This is a genomic window from Neisseria sp. HMSC070A01, assembly GCF_001810165.1.
Lineage (GTDB): Bacteria > Pseudomonadota > Gammaproteobacteria > Burkholderiales > Neisseriaceae > Neisseria.
This window is the reverse complement of record NZ_KV800126.1, coordinates 133930-151689: the sequence shown is the minus strand read 5'-3', so window position 1 is coordinate 151689 and position 17760 is coordinate 133930. Positions and strand designations below refer to the sequence as shown.

The following is a 17760-nucleotide window of genomic DNA, read 5'->3' as shown; positions in this document are numbered from 1 at the left end:
AAAGGCCGTCTGAAACATATTCAGAAGGCCTTTGTCTTCAAGTTGCTCTACAGCCTGCTTTCATCCGGAGTATTGATGAGCGAGACTACCTTGAATTTTATGAAGCTTATTTTTTCACTTTTTTAGCAGCTTTTTTTGCAGGAGCGGCTTTAGCAGCAGGCTCGGATGCGGCAGCTTCAGGAGCAACAGCCTCAGGCGCTGCTACTGGTTCAGAGGCAGCAGGCTCGGAAGCAGCTGATTCAGCGGTACGTTGATAGCCTTTGTCTTTCATGCAGGCATCAAACACAGCGCGGTCAGCATTTTCACCAGATGCCTGTTGGCATTGGGTCATTGCTTCTTCAACAGTGACGCGTGGCGCTGCCGCTTCTTCAGCAGGTTTGGAAGAAGAACAAGCTGCCAACATCAGGCTACCGGTTGCAAGAGCGATCAATAAAGTTTTCATAATTGTATATTCCTAAATTTTAATTTTATGGTTTACCGTTAAACGGGAGATACAGGCTGTCAACCAGCCCTGCACCTCAATATTGAGTACCCAATTCCAATTTAGTTTCATTTTAGCCTGTAAGTTTTTGATAAATTAATCCTATTGACGTTAAGACAAATGCTTAATCCTCAATAAACTCAAAACCTTGCCGATCAATTGATTTTTCTTCTCTTAGACTGTAAAAATATCAAAATCAGGCCAATCAAAGCTGTCGCCATCATTTGGGGAGTCCTTCGTTTTATGGCATAATGGACTACTTGACGGATTTTCCGTACCCCATTTTTTTCAAACCGCAGAATCGACACCATACTGCGGTTTGTCCATTTCAGAATCAGATTTTTTCAGACGGCCTTATTATGCAAAAGGCCGTCTGAACAGAAAGCCGCTATCATGAATCCTTTCTCTTCACTCGGTTTAGGCAGCGAATTGGTCTCTGCCCTGACCGATCAGGGTTATGAAAACCCGACGCCTATCCAGGCCGCAGCCATTCCTAAGGCGTTGGCCGGACACGACCTTTTAGCCGCCGCCCAAACCGGCACAGGCAAAACCGCCGCCTTTATGCTGCCTAGCCTCGAACGCCTGAAACGCTACGCCACATCCAGCACTTCCCCGGCCATGCACCCCGTCCGCATGCTGGTATTGACCCCGACCCGCGAACTGGCTGATCAAATCGACCAAAACGTACAGGCATACATTAAAAACCTCCCTTTGCGCCACACCGTCCTCTTCGGCGGCGTCAATATGGACAAACAAACTGCCGACTTGCGCGCCGGTTGCGAAATCGTTGTTGCCACAGTTGGCCGACTGCTCGACCACGTCAAACAAAAAAACATCAATTTAAACAAAGTCGAAATCGTTGTACTCGACGAAGCCGACCGTATGCTGGATATGGGTTTCATCGACGACATCCGCAAAATCATGCAGATGTTGCCCAAACAGCGACAAACCCTGCTTTTCTCCGCCACTTTCTCACCGCCTATCCGCAAGCTTGCACAAGATTTTATGCATACGCCTGAAATGGTCGAGGTGGCCGCGCAAAATACCACCAACGCCAATGTCGAGCAACACATCATTGCCGTTGATGCACTCAAAAAACGCAATCTACTCGAACGCCTGATTGTTGATTTGCATATGAATCAAGTTATTGTTTTCTGCAAAACCAAACAAAGCGTCGATCAAGTTACCCGCGACCTCGTCCGCCGCCATATCGCCGCGCAATCCATCCACGGCGACAAATCCCAACAAAGCCGACTGGAAACCCTCAATGCCTTTAAAGAAGGCACATTACGCGTTTTGGTTGCCACCGACGTTGCCGCACGCGGCCTGGATATTGCCGAGTTGCCTTTCGTCATCAACTACGAGTTGCCGACCCAACCCGAAGACTACGTCCACCGCATCGGACGTACCGGCCGGGCTGGTGCCGATGGCGTTGCTATTTCCTTGATGGATAAAACCGAACAAAAAATGTTTGAAGCCATTAAAGAGCTGACCGGCAGCGATTTGAAAGTAGAACGCATTGAAGGCTTCGAGCCGCATTGGTGGAGCAACAGCAACCAAGATGAAGCTGAAACACACCAGAATCAACACAACGACAGTCGCTCCCGCCGTGATGACAGAAACAAACGCAGCGAATATGCGAGCAAGTCGGACAAAAACTCGAAAAAAACAGAAGACAAAAATGACCCGGGTATTGCCTGCGGCAAAATTGCTGGCAGAACACGCCGCAGCCGTCACGAGCGTCAGCCTTGCGCCTTACTCCAACCTGGTTTTGGCGTAAAATAAACCACGCTGTTTTGTACTAAAAGGCCGTCTGAAATATATCTTTCAGACAGCCTTTTATTAAACCTAAAATAAAAAGGACGTAATGAACACGTCCTTTATTTATCCGTTTCAGACGGCCTTGGTTATTTAAGGCCGTCTGAAAATCGGTTTACCTTGTTACATTAAACATTTACTTTCTCGGCTACTTCGTTGTAGCTGTCGATTTCGTTGAAGTTCATGTAGCGGTAAATTTGGTCGCCCTGCTCGTTGATGATACCGATGTTGGCTTGGTATTCTTCAACAGTCGGGATTTTACCTAGTTTGGAGCAGATTGCCGCCAACTCAGCCGAGCCGAGGTAAACGAAGGTGTTTTTACCCAAGCGGTTCGGGAAGTTACGGGTGGAAGTGGACATGACAGTCGCGCCTTCGTGTACTTGTGCTTGGTTACCCATACACAATGAGCAACCCGGCATTTCCATACGCGCGCCGGCACGGCCGAGTACGCCGTAGTGACCTTCGTCAGACAACTCTTTCGCATCCATTTTGGTCGGCGGCGCCATCCACAGGCGGACGGGGATGTCGGACTTGCCTTCCAAGAGTTTGGAAGCGGCGCGGAAGTGGCCGATGTTGGTCATACAAGAACCAATGAACACTTCGTCGATTTTAGTGCCGGAGCGTTCAGACATGAAGCACACGTCGTCAGGGTCGTTCGGGCAGGCAATAATCGGCTCTTTGATGTCGTCCATGTTGATTTCAATCACAGCGGCGTATTCGGCATCTTTATCTGCTTCGAGCAGCTCAGGATTCGCCAACCATTTTTCCATGGCTTTGATGCGGCGCTCCAAAGTGCGCGGGTCTTGATAGCCGTCGGCAATCATGTTTTTCATCAACACAATGTTGGATTTCATGTACTCGATAATCGGCTCTTTATTGAGCTTCACGGTACAGCCTGCTGCGGAGCGTTCGGCGGATGCGTCGGTCAATTCAAAAGCTTGTTCTACTTTCAAATCAGGCAGGCCTTCAATTTCGAGGATACGGCCGGAGAAGATGTTTTTCTTACCGGCTTTGGCAACGGTCAGCAAACCTTGTTTAATCGCGTACAGTGGAATGGCATTTACCAAATCGCGCAGGGTTACGCCCGGTTGCAGTTTGCCGCTGAAGCGTACCAGTACGGACTCAGGCATATCGAGTGGCATCACACCGGTGGCTGCTGCGAAAGCAACCAAGCCGGAACCGGCAGGGAAGGAAATACCGATAGGGAAACGGGTGTGGCTGTCGCCGCCGGTACCGACTGTATCAGGCAACAGCAGACGGTTGAGCCATGAGTGAATCACGCCGTCGCCTGGACGCAGGGATACACCGCCACGGGTAGAGATGAAGGCAGGCAATTCTTTATGGGTTCTGACATCGACAGGTTTCGGATAAGCGGCGGTGTGACAGAAAGACTGCATCACCATATCGGCGGAGAAGCCCAAACAAGCCAAGTCTTTCAACTCGTCGCGGGTCATCGGACCGGTAGTATCTTGCGAGCCGACAGTAGTCATGCGTGGTTCGCAGTAAGTACCCGGACGCACGCCTTTGCCTTCCGGCAAACCGCAGGCGCGACCAACCATTTTTTGGGCCAACGTGAAACCGGCTTTGCTTTCGGCAGGTGCTTGAGGCAGACGGAATTCGGTGGAAGCAGGCAGTTTCAGGGCTTCGCGCGCTTTGGCAGTCAGACCGCGACCGATAATTAGGTTGATACGGCCACCCGCTTGCACTTCGTCCAGCAATACTTGTGATTTCAAGCTGAATTCGGCAACGGTTTCACCATTTTTCACGATTTTGCCTTCATAAGGCAGGATATCGACGACATCGCCCATTTTCAGAGCTGATACATCGACTTCAATCGGCAATGCGCCGGAGTCTTCTTGAGTATTGAAGAAAATCGGTGCGATTTTGCCACCCAAGCAGACGCCGCCAAAACGTTTGTTCGGAACGAACGGGATGTCTTCGCCTGTATGCCAAATGACGGAGTTGGTCGCGGATTTGCGTGAAGAACCGGTACCGACCACGTCGCCGACGTAGGCAACCGGATGGCCTTTGGCTTTGAGTTCTTCCAACAATTTAATCGGACCGACTTCGCCCGGTTTGTCGGGCGTGATGCCGTCGCGCGGGTTTTTCAGCATGGCCAGCGCGTGCAGCGGAATATCGGGGCGGCTCCATGCATCAGGTGCAGGAGAGAGGTCGTCTGTATTGGTTTCTCCGTCGACTTTAAAGACGGTAACAGTGATTTTTTCAGGAACTTTGGCACGAGAAGTAAACCATTCGGCATCCGCCCAAGATTGCAATACTTCTTGCGCGTATTTGTTGCCTTTTTCGGCTTTTTCTTGAACATCGTGGAAAGAGTCGAACATCAGCAGAGTGTGTTTCAGACCATTTGCAGCGATAGGCGCAAGTTTGTCGTTGTCCAAGAGTTCGATGAGTGCATGAATGTTGTAACCGCCGAGCATGGTACCCAACAGTTCGGTAGCGTACTCTGGGGAAATCAACGGGCTGGATGCGCTGCCTTCGGCAACGGCAGCCAAAAATGAAGCTTTGACTTTGGCGGCATCGTCCACACCGGGCGGTACGCGGTGAGCCAACAGCTCAACCAAGAATTCACCTTCACCGGCAGGTGGATTTTTCAGCAGCTCAACCAAATCAGCAGTTTGCTGAGCAGTCAGAGGAAGGGCGGGAATACCAAGGGCAGCGCGCTCGGCGGCGGCTTTACGATAGGCTTCTAACATCTCTTTGTTCCTTTTTCTGTTTTTTCTTCTGGGCAGTTGCAAATGATTTGCAGTTAAAGATTGTAAACAATCCTTTTAAGCATCATAGACCAGTTTTCAAAAAATGGGAACAGTTATGTTACTGAATGTAATAAATTTAAACTATTTTATTTAATGTATTAATAGTCTAATTTATCTCAAGCCGCCCTCTTCTACGCGTTTTAGCCAAACAGACGGGAAACTTCGGCTGATTTTTTACGGTACGGCAAGATGATTTCAACGCGAAACAGGCCGTCTGATTGGATGCTTCTGATTTTCGCATCGGTGTCATACATCAAAGTCAGGCGCTCTTTCAGGTTGCGTAAGGCCATAGAATTGCCTTTATGCGGCTTGGTATTTTCATTAGGTTCCGTTCCGCACGGATTCTCGATACTGATGAAAATAGAGGATTTTTCCAATTTTGTTAATACCGTAATTATTCCTGGGCGGTGGGTGGATTCGACACCATGGAATACGGCATTTTCCAAAAGCGGCTGCAGCAGCAGATGCGGCGTTTCCGCATCGTCGGGCGCATGGTGTTGCCACATAACCTGTACACGCATATGCCCCATGCGGATTTGCTCGATGGCAATATATTCTTGCGCCCACTCGATTTCCTGCCCTAAGTTGCTGTTTTGACTGCCGTCGCGCAGCTGTGCGCGGAACAGGTTGGCCAGATTTTCCAACAAAGTTTCCGCATCATACGGGCGCAGACGGATTAAGCTGATGGCGGCATTTAGGCTGTTAAACAAGAAATGCGGACGGATACGCGCCGTCAACGCGCTCAGCCTGGCTTCGGAAATGGAAGGCGCAAGGCTGTTGCGACGGGCGGCTTCGATGTACATGAAACTGAAACAAAAAAAAGTCAGCAAGAAGAAGTGTTGAATCAGCGGCCACATCTCTGTCTTCAAAATCACTACATCGACAAACAAGAAAATCAGCAGGTTGGAAACGTAGGAAATCACGACGCTATACTGCGAACGAAGCAGGGACGGCGCAAATGCCTGTAAAAAATAGACCTTAAGTAAAATTAAGAGGATGACGGGGCAAGCCCATGAAAAATGTTGGAAAATCTGTTCCGGATAAGGTACGCCCGATACCGTCATCAACGGAAAGATAAACAAACTGATTAATAAAACAATGAGCAGGCGCACCAAAGTTGCGGAATTGCGCAAATCCGGCACTGCGAAATTCTGGTTTATTTGACGTATAATAGACATGATTTCAACCGTTTTCTTTCATAATGTATAGACGGGTCTGCTATATTGAAGACGTAGACCCTGTTTTTTTATTTATATTTTAAGGATGCTGATATGAGCAAGGACAAAACCTGGTCAGGCCGTTTTAACGAACCTGTTTCCGAGCTGGTCAAAAAATATACCGGCTCGATTGATTTTGACAAACGGCTGGCAGAATGGGACATCCAAGGCTCGCTGGCACATGCGCAAATGCTGATACAGTCGGGCGTTTTGAGCGAAGACGACCTCTCCGCCATCCGTCAGGGCATGGCCGAGATTATAGCAGAAATCAAGGAAGGAACTATTTCCTGGTCGCTGGATTTGGAAGATGTCCACATGAACATCGAACGCCGCCTCACCGACAAAATCGGCGATGCCGGCAAACGCCTGCACACCGGCCGCAGCCGCAACGACCAAGTCGCTACCGACATCCGCCTGTGGCTGCGCGATCAAATTACCGTTATCCAAAGCCTAATTCAAAACCTTCAGACGGCCTTGGTCGATTTGGCGGAACAAAACGCGGAAACCGTCATGCCCGGCTTTACCCATCTGCAAGTTGCCCAGCCGGTCAGCTTCGGGCATCACATGCTCGCCTACGTCGAAATGCTCGGCCGCGATTTCGAGCGCATGGCCGACTGCCGCAAACGCGTCAACCGTATGCCGCTCGGCGCCGCCGCACTGGCCGGTACCACCTACCCGATTCAGCGCGAAATCACCGCCGAGCTGTTGGGCTTTGAACAAATCTGCCAAAACTCGCTCGATGCCGTATCTGACCGCGATTTTGCCATTGAGTTCACGGCTGCCGCTTCCCTGATTATGGTTCACCTGAGCCGTCTTTCCGAAGAATTGATTTTGTGGATGAGCCCGCGTTTCGGCTTTATCGATATTGCCGACCGTTTCTGCACCGGCTCGTCTATCATGCCGCAAAAGAAAAACCCCGACGTACCCGAACTCGTACGTGGCAAATCCGGTCGCGTCATCGGACACCTGATCGGCTTGGTTACCCTGATGAAATCGCAACCTTTGGCATACAACAAAGACAATCAGGAAGACAAAGAGCCTTTGTTTGACACTGCCGACACGCTTATCGACACCCTGCGCATTTACGCCGACATGATGCGCGGCGTGACCGTCAAACCCGACAATATGCGTGCCGCTGTAATGCAGGGCTTTGCAACGGCTACCGACTTGGCGGACTACTTAGTGAAAAAAGGCATGCCTTTCCGCGACAGCCACGAAGTCGTTGCCCAAGCCGTGCGCCATGCCGATAAAGCAGGTGTTGATTTGAGCGAATTGCCGCTTGAAGTCCTGCAAGGTTTCAGCGGTTTGATCGCCGACGACGTTTACAGCGTGCTGACACCCGAAGGCAGCTTAAACGCGCGCAACCACTTGGGCGGCACCGCGCCTGAACAAGTCCGTTTCCAAGTGAAACGCTGGCGTAAATTGTTGGCTTAAACCCATCTAAACACATAATAAAAGGCCGTCTGAAAATTTTCAGACGGCCTTTTGATTACCTGTGTTACACTCAACCTCACAATAAAAACTGATAAAACCTAAACTTACCTTCAAACGAGAAAACACGCCTCCTGACTTTGCCGCCGTCTTCAAAAAAAGGAGCGAGGATGAAAAACATTGTCTTAAAATTGGCTATGATCTGCCTATTCAGCGGCTGCTATGCCGTATTCGTCGCCTGGGAAAATGGCGGATTCAGCCAGCTCCATGATTTCCAAGCAATAGAGCGCAACGGCATGAGCGCATACCTTCATCAAACCTCCGCCGCCACCATGCAGGCCGAAAAAAACGAGCTGTCGATTTTGCAAAACAACCAAAACAGCTTAGCCTCTTGCGTCGGCATTGAATCTTTATGCGAACACGCCAAGCCGGGCATCTGGGTTGAACATGCCAAATTCTTACAACACAAGGACACAGGCAAATTATTGGTACTTTCGTTGGACTATTTAGAAAACAATGACACCGCAAAAACCCTACACAACCGCTATTCTGCATCGCTCCTACCTCAAGCAGACAGAAAGGAAGCGTGGCATTATGCCTGGCGTACATTTTTGAGCTCAATAATGTTTCTAATGGTCGTCAATCTGATGCCAATGATTTTTGCCCTATTCGAAGAAAAGACAAGCGCAGCATAAAAACATGCCGTCTGAACACATTTTCAGACGGCATGTTTCATTATTAAAGCTTAACGCGGATGAACCATATCGGCGGGGACAACCAGTTCGTCAAACTCTTCGCCTGTCAGCAAGCCCAACTCAACGGCAGTTTCGCGCAGCGATTTGTCGTTTTTATAGGCGGTTTTGGCAACTTTGGCGGCGTTTTCGTAGCCGATTTTGCGGTTTAACGCAGTAACCAACATCAGGGAATGGTGCAGGAAATAATCGATTTTTTCTGGTACGGGTTCGATGCCGGCGGCGCAGTTTTCGTTGAAGCTGTTGCACGCATCGCCCAAGAGGCGGATGGATTGCAAGAGGTTGTAGGCGATAACGGGCATATAGACGTTCAGCTCGAAATTGCCCGACGCGCCCGCCATGCCGATGGTAACGTCGTTGCCGAACACTTGGCAGCACACCATGGTCATCGCTTCGCATTGGGTCGGGTTGACTTTGCCCGGCATGATGGACGAACCCGGCTCGTTTTCGGGGATTTTAATTTCACCCAAACCGCAGCGCGGGCCGCTTGCCAGCCAGCGGATGTCGTTGGCGATTTTGTTCAGGCTTGCCGCCAGCGTTTTCAATGCGCCCGAAGCGGCAACGGCGGCATCACGTCCGCCCAAGGCTTCAAATTTGTTCGGCGCGCTGACAAACGGCAGGCCGGACAGTTCGGCGAGTTTGGCGGCGGCTTTTTCGGCGTATTCGGGATGGCTGTTCAAACCTGTGCCGACCGCCGTGCCGCCCAAAGCGAGTTCGTATAAACCTTTGAGCGCGTCGTTCAGACGGCCTAAGCCGTGGTCAAGCTGGGAAACGTAGCCGGAAAATTCTTGTCCCAAAGTCAACGGCGTCGCATCCTGCAAATGGGTGCGGCCGATTTTGACGATGGGGGCGAATTCTTTGGCTTTTTTGTCCAATGTGTCGCGTAGGGCTTTTACCGCCGGAATGAGGTGGCGGTTGATTTCAATCGCGGCGGCGACGTGGATGGCGGTCGGGAACGCGTCGTTGGTCGATTGCGCGTGGTTCACATGGTCGTTGGGATGGACGGGCTGGTACGCCGCCAAACCCGTACCGGCGATTTCGTTGGCACGGTTCGCCAGCACTTCGTTCATGTTCATATTGGACTGCGTGCCGGAGCCGGTCTGCCAAACCACTAAAGGAAACTGCCCGTCGAGCTTGCCGTTCAACACGTCATCCGCCGCCTGCGTAATCAAATCCGCCTGCTCAGGCTTAATCCTGCCGAGGGAAACATTGGTGGCGGCGGCGGCTTTTTTCACCAGCGCCAAAGCATAAATCAGCGGCTGCGGCAGGGTTTCGCCGCCGATTTTGAAATTGTTGCAGCTACGCTGGGTCTGCGCGCCCCAATAGGCTTCGGACGGGACTTCGACATTGCCCATGGTGTCGTGTTCGGTACGGGTACTCATGCGTTTCTCCTACATTTAAACAGAAATAATAATGATTCGTAAATTTATTATACCCAGCAAAAGGCCGTCTGAAAAGAGAGAGGTTTTCAGACGGCCTTTTGCTTTATCAACCTGAAATATTAATAGAAGATAAAACCCGATTTCGGAGCAAATACAACCTGCGCCGCCGCTCCCCTCTTCTAAAAATTTTCCTCCTTGCCGATTTGTGTTCTACGTTAGGTATTTATCGACAATAAATACCTTATCGTTTCTTTACTTTGTTTCTCTCCAAGAGCATAATGAATAAAAATGATTATCAGGAGATAAAGATGAAACGAAAACATTTGGTTTACCTGTTAATGAGCGGTTTTGCCGCCGCAAACGGCTTTGCCGAAACCTTGGCAGACCCTGATGAAATCCAGCCTGTCAAAACCTTTTCCCCTCCCAAACCGATTGCACCGACCGCCGCACAAGGCTATTTCCCCGAAAACCAATTTGACCGCACCGACCGCAGCGATCATTACTTTGTTACCGAAAACATAGACCAAGCCTTCCGTCCGCTGAAAGCAAACAGCGGTTTTTACGGCAAAAGCTTTTACAATTCCATTACCGCGCAAGCGCGCGGGGCGAAAGTGTACGGCGTGGTCAACCTCAATCACACCAAGGCCAACGGCTATAAAGACGGCGACGGCAATCAAACAGATTGGAAATACAGCCGTTTTAATCAAGCTTTGGTACTCGGTTTCGTGCCGTCTGAAAATCAAGAATACCGCCTCACCTATCTACACGATGACATCAACAACGACCGCCAACCGCAGTTCGTCAATGACGCATTGGATACCGAACGCCACATCGCCAAACTCAACGCGCGTTGGGGCAATGCCGATTTGAGCAATACGGTCAGCGCGGAAGCAGGCATCATCAAACTCAAACGCCATGCCGACAATTACTCTCTGCGTCCAAACAACACGCCGCAGCAAGTATTCGTAGAGCTTGACCGCAAAGTGTACGACTTCTCACTCAAACACGATGCGGACTTTGGTAAATTCCACAACAACGTCGCCGTCAGCTACCGCAACGACAGCCAAAACGGCGAGCGCAACGCCCACACCGCCATGCGCGACTTCCTCAACGGCTACCGTTTCGCCGATGTGCACATTGACCGCTGGCGCATCGCCGATACCCTGTCTTACAAGTTCAACGACCAACACAAACTGGGTTTGGGCTTAAGCTACGAAATCAACGAAGCGGACGTACGCAAAAATACAGCGCAGCCCGCCCATCCGATGAACCGCAACCTTGCCTTCGCCTCATCGCAACAAATCTGGAAAACCCATTACGGCTACGACTTCAACGGCAAAGTTCGCCGCCATGCCTTCTCCGGCGAACTCAAATACGATTTCACGCCGTCTGAAACGCAAAAATACAGCGTTTCCCTTGCTCACTTAGAACGCATCGGCGACAACACCGAACGCTTCAACTCGCTTGCCGCCATCGTGCAAAACCGCATGAACGGCGCGTTGATGAACCAAACCCCAGCCGCCGCCATCGCAGGCAATCCCCTGCTGAAAACCGAAAAACACAACCGCATCAAGCTCAACGCCGACAGCCGCAACGACTACTACAACGGCTACATGAACTCGCTCGCAGGCGCAGGCTGGAACGTGGGCGGCACACTTGTGGCGGACAAAGTCAAAGACCTGATTATTTTTGACCGCGCCCACGGACAAAGCGGCACGGCTTCCAAAGGCGGCGGCATCATCACACGCAACGTGGACGCACGATTGTTTACCGCGCAGGCCTACGCGCGTTACAACTTCAATCCGCATTGGGCGGCAGGTATCAAAGCCACCTACAACTACGGACACAACGAAACCGACGGCAGACCGCTCTATCAAATCCGTCCGTTTGAAGCCGCCGTCCAAGCCGACTACAAAAACTACTTTGCCCACGGCAGCTACAACATCGGCGCAGCAACACGCTTTGTCGCCAAACAAACGCGCGGCGATTTTGACGCGGCAAGCGGTCTGGGCATAGACAAACGCGAAGCCGCCAAAGGCTTTACCGTTGCCGACCTTTACGCAGGCGTAAACATCAAAGACAAATACGGCTTGCGCTTGGGCGTGAACAACGTGTTCAACAAAAAATACGCCGAATACATCAGCGGCGACCACGTCCTCGCCCTGTCGCCCAGTGTAGTGTATGCACCGGGCAGGACATATTGGTTGAGTTTGCATGCGGCATTTTAAAATCAGGCCGTCTGAAAGAATGCCTGCATTGGCTTATTAAGAATTAGGAGATAAAAAATGGAACTGAAAAGACGCGATTTCTTAAAAATGACCGCCGCGCTGGCAGCCGCAGGCGTTTCGCCTTCATTGTTGGCAGCCGGTAAAGAGCAATTTACCGTGTACGGCGCACCGGCGATGCCCAGCGTTACCATTGCCGTAGCGGCGTTGCAAGGCAAGCTGGCGAAACAGGCGGATGTATCGCTGAAAATTTGGCGTTCGCCCGATCAACTGCGTGCAGGCGTAGCAAGCGGACAATTTAAAGTCATGATGAGTCCGAGCAATGTCGGCGTGAACCTGCGCAACCAAGGGCAGAAAGTCGGCATGGTGAATATTTTGACCAACGGCATCACGCAGCTGATGTGCAAAGGCAGCGCGATTACCTCGCCGCAGGATTTGGTCGGCAAAAAAATCCTTGTGCCATTTAAAAACGACATGCCCGACATCGTGCTGCAAGCTTTGTTGAAAAAACTGAAAATCGACGCACACAAAGTCGGCATCACTTACACTGCCACACCGCCCGAAGCAGTCGGACTGTTTTTGAGCAAGGACTACCACGCCGCCATCCTGCCAGAACCGATGGCAACCGCCAGCCTACTGAAAGGCAAAACCATGGGGGTAAACGTCGTGCGCGGCTTTGACTTGGTGAAAGCATGGGGACAGGCGTTTGACACCAAACCGCTGATTCCGATGGCAGGCATCATCGCCAACGAAGAATATTTCCACGCGCACAAAGCGCAGTTCGACCTCTTCCATCAGGATTTGAAAAACGCGCTCAACTGGATACTCGCCAACCGCCAAAGCGCCGCGAAAATCGGCAAAAACTACCTCCCCGCCCCCGAACCCGCCCTAGTCATGGGCTTGGACGGCGCGCGGCTGACGGTAACCAAAGGCAGCGAAGTGAAAAACGAGATTTTGAAGTTTTACGAAATCCTAATGCAGTTCAACCCAAAACTTTTAGGCGGCAAGCTGCCGGATAACGGGTTCTTCTTGGCTTAAAATGGGAGAGAGGCCGTCTGAAAGTGTAGAATAGTCGTGAGTATTCAATCTTCTATTTTCAGACGGCTCATCAAGGCATTAGTTAACTGAATAGCTTAGGAAAAATTTTAATACACAAAATAAAGTTTAGAAAATATGTAACGATTACCTTGATAAATATATTCTAAAAACATACATAATGTTATAATTTAATTTTATAAAACCCAAGGAAAATAATGAGTAACTTTAAAAACAAAATTGAAGCACATCATAGAAATGTATTTGATGTATTAAATGAACAAAAATATACAGTAGATTTTTTTCAGCGTGAATACAGTTGGGAAAAAAAACATATTGAAGCATTAGTTACTGATTTAACGTCTACTTTTCTTACAGAATATACATCTGGAGATAAACGAGAGGAAGGAGAAAAATATAATAACTATTATCTTGGTCCATTTGTAGTAAGTTTAAAAGATGGAAAACGCAGTATTATTGATGGGCAGCAGCGTCTAACTTCACTTACTTTATTTTTAATTTATCTCAATAATTTACAAAAAGAATTGAATCAATCAGAAAAGATCGAATCAATGATTTTTTCAGAACTTCGTGGAAATAAGTCTTTTAATATTACAGTAGAAGAAAGAGTTACCTGCCTTGAAGCATTATTTAATCATGGTGAATATAATCCACATGAAGATGATGATGAATCAACAATAAACATGGCAAAGCGTTATCAGGATATAGTGGAGGCATTTCCCGAAGAGTTAAAAAATGAAGCTTTTCCATTCTTTATAGATTGGCTAAAGTATAACGTTATTATGGTAGAAATTATTGCATATTCAGATGAAAATGCTTATACCATTTTTGAAACCATGAATGATCGAGGATTAAATCTTACACCATCTGAGATGTTGAAAGGATTTATTTTATCTAGATTTAAAAATTCTGATAAACGAAAGCTATCTAATGAGCAATGGAAGAAAGCGATGATAGACCTTAAATCCTTTGAAAGGGATGAAGAACAGAGATTTTTCCAATCTTGGTTAAGAGCTAAGTATGCTGATAGTATTCGTTCAGGTGGAGTAGGTTCACAAAATGAGGATTTTGAAAAAATAGGGACTCGTTTTCATAGCTGGGTTAGAGATAATCTAAAGAAAATTGGGTTAGATGAGAATGATGACCAAACTTTTGAAAATTTTATTCAAAAAGATTTCAAATTCTATTTGAAATCTTATATTAAGATTCTTAATGCAGAAAAAACGCTAACCACAGGACTTGAGTATGTTATTATATAAATCAATGGGGTATTGCTCCAACATTAAGTTTTCCATTAATGCTTTCTCCATTAAATCTTTCCGATAGTGAAGAAATAGTTTGTAGGAAAATAAATATAGTTGCACGTTATATTGAAACATTTGTTGTAAAACGCTCCATTAACTTTAGGAAATTTTCAGCAAATTCAATTCGTTATACCATGTATCTTTTAGTTAAAGATATTAGAGGAAAAAATATTGATGAACTGAAAGCCATACTCTCTAAGAAACTTTCTGAAATGCAAGAATCATTTAATGGGATGGCTGACTTCCGACTTCATGGACAAAATTATAGATTCGTAAAATTTTTACTTTCTCGTATTACTGCTTGGGTTGAACAGAAAGCGGGAATAAATACGAATTTTGTAAGTTATTTCCAGCCAGAGTCAGGAAAACCTTTTGAAGTAGAGCATATTTGGGCTGATAAATTTTTAGATCATACTGATGAGTTTAAGCAAGAACATGAGTTCAAACAATACCGAAATAAAATTGGTGATTTGGTATTATTACCAAGGGGTATAAATCAATCTTATGGGGATTTACCATATGAAAAAAAACATACTCACTATATAAAAGAAAATTTATTGGTAAAATCACTTTGTCCGTTGGCATATGAGAAAAATCCTAATTTCATCAATCCAACAAATGAATTAAATTTACCATTTCGAGCTCATACCGAATTTAAAAAGAAAGATATTGATGAAAGACAAAAACTTTATCAAGCTATTTGTGAGCAAATTTGGGATCATGAATTAAAAAACTAGAAATCATAAAAATTGCTAAATTCAAAAAGTAAGTATAGGTTGGGTTACGGTGTTCCATCTAACCCAATCACCATTTTTTCAGATGATCTACCGTCCCCAAACCATCCCCTTCAACCAACACTCAAACCATGATTAAAACCGACAAAATACGCAAACCGCAGCCTGCGGTGTTTTACATCATCGACTACCTTTGGAGCGGCTTTGCCGGTTTGAGCGTGGCGATGGTGGTAGTGGCGTTGTGGGCGTGGGGCAGTGCCGTGTTCGGCGAGTTTATGCTGCCTGCGCCGGTGGAGGTGTTTCAAAAGTCTTTAGATTTATTGAAACATTTTCAGGAAAACGAAATCGGGATTTCGCTGTGGCGTTCTGTGGTGGGCATTTCGGTTGCTTTGGTAGCAGGACTAGCGGCGGGGCTGGTGGCGGGCAGTTTTAAGACGGCGATGGCGTTGCTTAAGCCTGTGATTACGGTTTTGTTGGCGATGCCGCCGATTATTTGGGTGGTGATGGCGTTGTTTTGGTTCGGTTTCGGCAATCCGAGCGTGCTGTTTACCATCATTGTCTTGGTTGCGCCGCTGACGTTTGCGAGTGCGGCAGTCGGAATGGCGAGCGTGAACAAGCAGCATGAGGAGTTGTTTGACGCTTATAAATTAGGCCGTCTGAAAAAAATCCGTTATCTGTATATCCCGCACCTGACGGGCTATGTGATTTCCAGCATCGGCGTGGCGGTGGCGATGGGGGTGAAGGTAGTGATTATGGCGGAACTCTTGGGCGCGAGCGAAGGCGTGGGCGCGCGTATTGCGGACGCGAGGGCGATGCTGGAGACTTCGACGGTGATGGCTTATGTGGTGTTGGTTATCGTGTTTGTGTCGCTGTTTGAATACCTGATTACCAAGCCTTTGGAAATTTTGTTTATGCCGTGGAGAAGATGATGCTCCGTCTTGAAAACGTGCGTTTTGAAATTCTCCGTGACCCCATCGTGCGCGATTTCAGTTTGAATCTGCAACATGGCGAAGTAAAAGCTTTATTCGGGCCGAGCGGCTGCGGCAAGACGACGGTTTTGCGATTGATTGCCGGTTTGGAAACGCCAAAATCGGGCACGATACGCAATACTTTCCGCAAAACGGGTTTTCTGTTTCAGGAAAATCGCCTGCCTGAAAACTTGACCGCGATGCAGAATATCGCGATTTTTATGGACAAACCCGATGAAGGCGAAATCATCGCACTGGCGGCGAAAGTCGGGCTGACTGCGGGCGATTTGAACAAATATCCGACCGAGTTGTCCGGCGGCATGGCGAAACGGGTGGCGTTTTTGCGCCTGCTGCTGTGCGGCTGCGACCTAGCCTTGCTGGACGAGCCGTTTGTCGGTTTGGACCGCGATTTGCGCGATATTTTGGTTGCCATGCTGGTGGAAAAAATCGAGCGGCAGGGCATGGCGTGTATGCTGGTAACGCACGACCGCTTTGAAGCCGCGCGCCTAAGCCATGAAATCATGCTGCTTTCCGCTAAGGGCATGAACGTGCAAAACGTAATTACCCTGCCCTCGCCGCTGTCCGAACGCGATTCTGCTTTTGAAGAAGCAGTGGTGGCAAGGGAGTTTCAGGGGATTCATTATTATGAATAATACGGGCATTTGAGTATCTGACGAACCTTGCGGTTCGTTTCCCTAACCCTCTCCCACGGGGCGAGGGCCAGGGAGAGGGTAAGCAAGCCGTAGGCTTGCCTCTTTAGCGAAAGATACGAATCTGTTATCCGAACGCGATTCGGTTTTTGAAAAAGCCGTGGTACCAAGGAGGCAGGGGATTCATTATGAGGTGCTTTATGTTTTCGACTGTGATTACTGCTGCTGTTTTATATATTGCTACAGCAGTAGATTTGTTGGTAATACTATTAATATTTTTTGCTAGAGCAAATACTAGAAAAGAATATCGAGATATTTATATCGGACAATATTTAGGTTCTGTAATTTTAATATTAGTTAGTTTATTTCTAGCTTTTGTTTTGAATTATGTTCCGGAAAAATGGGTGTTGGGTTTATTAGGTTTAATACCGATTTACTTAGGTATTAAAGTTGCTATTTACGACGATTGTGAGGGCGAAAAAAGAGCTAAAAAAGAATTGGATGAAAAAGGGTTGTCAAAATTAGTCGGTATTGTTGCTTTGGTTACAGTTGCTAGTTGTGGTGCAGATAATATTGGACTTTTTGTTCCTTACTTTGTGACTTTAGATCTTGTCGACTTATTAGTTACTCTTCTTGTATTTTTAATATTGATTTTTGTTTTAGTATATACAGCACAAAGATTGGCTAATATTTCAGGTGTTGGTGAAATTGTAGAGAAGTTTAGTCGTTGGATAATGGCTGTTATTTATATTGGTTTAGGGTTATTTATTATTATTGAAAATAATACAATTCGAACAATAATATCAATAATATGAATGATACGGGCATTTGAGTATCTGACAAACCTTGCGGTTCGTTGCCCTCTCCCTAACCCACAGGGAGAGGGTTAGAGAGAGGGCAAGCAGGCCACAGGCTTGCCTCTTTGGCAAAAGATACGGCCCTGTCCACCCAATAAACCCATATCCGAA

14 protein-coding genes are annotated in these 17760 nt (G+C 47.8%); 10 read left to right on the top strand and 4 right to left on the bottom strand.

Features of this window, described 5'->3' with window-relative positions; translation table 11 throughout:
- Positions 1-106: 106 nt before the first annotated feature.
- Positions 107-442: a hypothetical protein gene (locus HMPREF2711_RS09225; RefSeq protein WP_003745772.1), complete on the bottom strand. Its 336-nt coding sequence runs from the start codon at positions 440-442 to the stop codon at positions 107-109.
- Between the two features lie 429 nt (positions 443-871).
- Between HMPREF2711_RS09225 and HMPREF2711_RS09220 the strand changes: the two genes are divergently transcribed.
- The gene (locus HMPREF2711_RS09220; RefSeq protein WP_141745668.1) at positions 872-2266 is read left to right on the top strand and encodes a DEAD/DEAH box helicase; all 1395 of its coding nucleotides are present in this window, start codon (positions 872-874) and stop codon (positions 2264-2266) included.
- 161 nt (positions 2267-2427) lie between these two features.
- Here the strand turns inward: HMPREF2711_RS09220 and acnB are convergent, their stop codons facing one another.
- Both acnB and HMPREF2711_RS09210 read right to left on the bottom strand, forming a co-directional pair.
- Positions 2428-5013 (bottom strand): bifunctional aconitate hydratase 2/2-methylisocitrate dehydratase, encoded by a 2586-nt coding sequence (gene acnB / locus HMPREF2711_RS09215; protein WP_070616020.1) that lies wholly within the window; start codon positions 5011-5013, stop codon positions 2428-2430.
- Positions 5014-5213: 200 nt separating this feature from the next.
- Positions 5214-6251: a sensor histidine kinase gene (locus HMPREF2711_RS09210; RefSeq protein WP_070616017.1), complete on the bottom strand. Its 1038-nt coding sequence runs from the start codon at positions 6249-6251 to the stop codon at positions 5214-5216.
- 93 nt (positions 6252-6344) lie between these two features.
- Here HMPREF2711_RS09210 and argH point away from each other — a divergent pair, with 93 nt between their 5' ends.
- Both argH and HMPREF2711_RS09200 read left to right on the top strand, forming a co-directional pair.
- Positions 6345-7724: an argininosuccinate lyase gene (argH, locus tag HMPREF2711_RS09205; protein ID WP_070616016.1), complete on the top strand. Its 1380-nt coding sequence runs from the start codon at positions 6345-6347 to the stop codon at positions 7722-7724.
- A 167-nt stretch (positions 7725-7891) separates the two neighbouring features.
- Positions 7892-8416 carry a hypothetical protein gene (locus HMPREF2711_RS09200; RefSeq protein ID WP_003745762.1) on the top strand — a complete coding sequence of 175 codons (525 nt, stop codon included), beginning with the start codon at positions 7892-7894 and terminating at the stop codon, positions 8414-8416.
- A gap of 50 nt (positions 8417-8466) precedes the next feature.
- Here the strand turns inward: HMPREF2711_RS09200 and fumC are convergent, their stop codons facing one another.
- Entirely contained in the window at positions 8467-9855 is a 1389-nt protein-coding gene (gene fumC / locus HMPREF2711_RS09195; protein ID WP_003745761.1) for a class II fumarate hydratase, read from the bottom strand.
- Between the two features lie 308 nt (positions 9856-10163).
- Between fumC and HMPREF2711_RS09190 the strand changes: the two genes are divergently transcribed.
- From HMPREF2711_RS09190 to HMPREF2711_RS09165, 7 genes are all read left to right on the top strand, one after another.
- Positions 10164-12083 (top strand): TonB-dependent receptor, encoded by a 1920-nt coding sequence (locus HMPREF2711_RS09190; RefSeq protein WP_036493534.1) that lies wholly within the window; start codon positions 10164-10166, stop codon positions 12081-12083.
- A 57-nt stretch (positions 12084-12140) separates the two neighbouring features.
- Positions 12141-13118: an ABC transporter substrate-binding protein gene (locus tag HMPREF2711_RS09185; protein WP_003745757.1), complete on the top strand. Its 978-nt coding sequence runs from the start codon at positions 12141-12143 to the stop codon at positions 13116-13118.
- A gap of 215 nt (positions 13119-13333) precedes the next feature.
- Positions 13334-14395: a DUF262 domain-containing protein gene (locus tag HMPREF2711_RS11340; protein ID WP_283118252.1), complete on the top strand. Its 1062-nt coding sequence runs from the start codon at positions 13334-13336 to the stop codon at positions 14393-14395.
- 38 nt (positions 14396-14433) lie between these two features.
- On the top strand, positions 14434-15177 hold the full coding sequence (locus HMPREF2711_RS11335; RefSeq protein WP_283118251.1) for a GmrSD restriction endonuclease domain-containing protein: 744 nt from the start codon (positions 14434-14436) through the stop codon (positions 15175-15177).
- A 128-nt stretch (positions 15178-15305) separates the two neighbouring features.
- Entirely contained in the window at positions 15306-16103 is a 798-nt protein-coding gene (locus tag HMPREF2711_RS09175; protein ID WP_003745753.1) for an ABC transporter permease, read from the top strand.
- On the top strand, positions 16103-16795 hold the full coding sequence (locus HMPREF2711_RS09170; RefSeq protein WP_003745751.1) for an ATP-binding cassette domain-containing protein: 693 nt from the start codon (positions 16103-16105) through the stop codon (positions 16793-16795). Before HMPREF2711_RS09175 ends, HMPREF2711_RS09170 begins: the two co-directional genes overlap by 1 nt.
- A gap of 197 nt (positions 16796-16992) precedes the next feature.
- The gene (locus tag HMPREF2711_RS09165; RefSeq protein WP_003703682.1) at positions 16993-17607 is read left to right on the top strand and encodes a CadD family cadmium resistance transporter; all 615 of its coding nucleotides are present in this window, start codon (positions 16993-16995) and stop codon (positions 17605-17607) included.
- Positions 17608-17760 lie beyond the last annotated feature (153 nt).

Excerpts from the sequence above, each read along its gene's own strand:
- HMPREF2711_RS09225 (WP_003745772.1), bottom strand. The coding sequence starts at position 442 with ATGAAAACTTTATTGATCGCTCTTGCAACCGGTAGCCTGATGTTGGCA.
- acnB (WP_070616020.1), bottom strand. The coding sequence starts at position 5,013 with ATGTTAGAAGCCTATCGTAAAGCCGCCGCCGAGCGCGCTGCCCTTGGT.
- HMPREF2711_RS09210 (WP_070616017.1), bottom strand. The coding sequence starts at position 6,251 with ATGTCTATTATACGTCAAATAAACCAGAATTTCGCAGTGCCGGATTTG.
- argH (WP_070616016.1), top strand. The coding sequence starts at position 6,345 with ATGAGCAAGGACAAAACCTGGTCAGGCCGTTTTAACGAACCTGTTTCC.
- HMPREF2711_RS09200 (WP_003745762.1), top strand. The coding sequence starts at position 7,892 with ATGAAAAACATTGTCTTAAAATTGGCTATGATCTGCCTATTCAGCGGC.
- fumC (WP_003745761.1), bottom strand. The coding sequence starts at position 9,855 with ATGAGTACCCGTACCGAACACGACACCATGGGCAATGTCGAAGTCCCG.
- HMPREF2711_RS09190 (WP_036493534.1), top strand. The coding sequence starts at position 10,164 with ATGAAACGAAAACATTTGGTTTACCTGTTAATGAGCGGTTTTGCCGCC.
- HMPREF2711_RS09185 (WP_003745757.1), top strand. The coding sequence starts at position 12,141 with ATGGAACTGAAAAGACGCGATTTCTTAAAAATGACCGCCGCGCTGGCA.
- HMPREF2711_RS11340 (WP_283118252.1), top strand. The coding sequence starts at position 13,334 with ATGAGTAACTTTAAAAACAAAATTGAAGCACATCATAGAAATGTATTT.
- HMPREF2711_RS11335 (WP_283118251.1), top strand. The coding sequence starts at position 14,434 with ATGCTTTCTCCATTAAATCTTTCCGATAGTGAAGAAATAGTTTGTAGG.
- HMPREF2711_RS09175 (WP_003745753.1), top strand. The coding sequence starts at position 15,306 with ATGATTAAAACCGACAAAATACGCAAACCGCAGCCTGCGGTGTTTTAC.
- HMPREF2711_RS09170 (WP_003745751.1), top strand. The coding sequence starts at position 16,103 with ATGCTCCGTCTTGAAAACGTGCGTTTTGAAATTCTCCGTGACCCCATC.
- HMPREF2711_RS09165 (WP_003703682.1), top strand. The coding sequence starts at position 16,993 with ATGTTTTCGACTGTGATTACTGCTGCTGTTTTATATATTGCTACAGCA.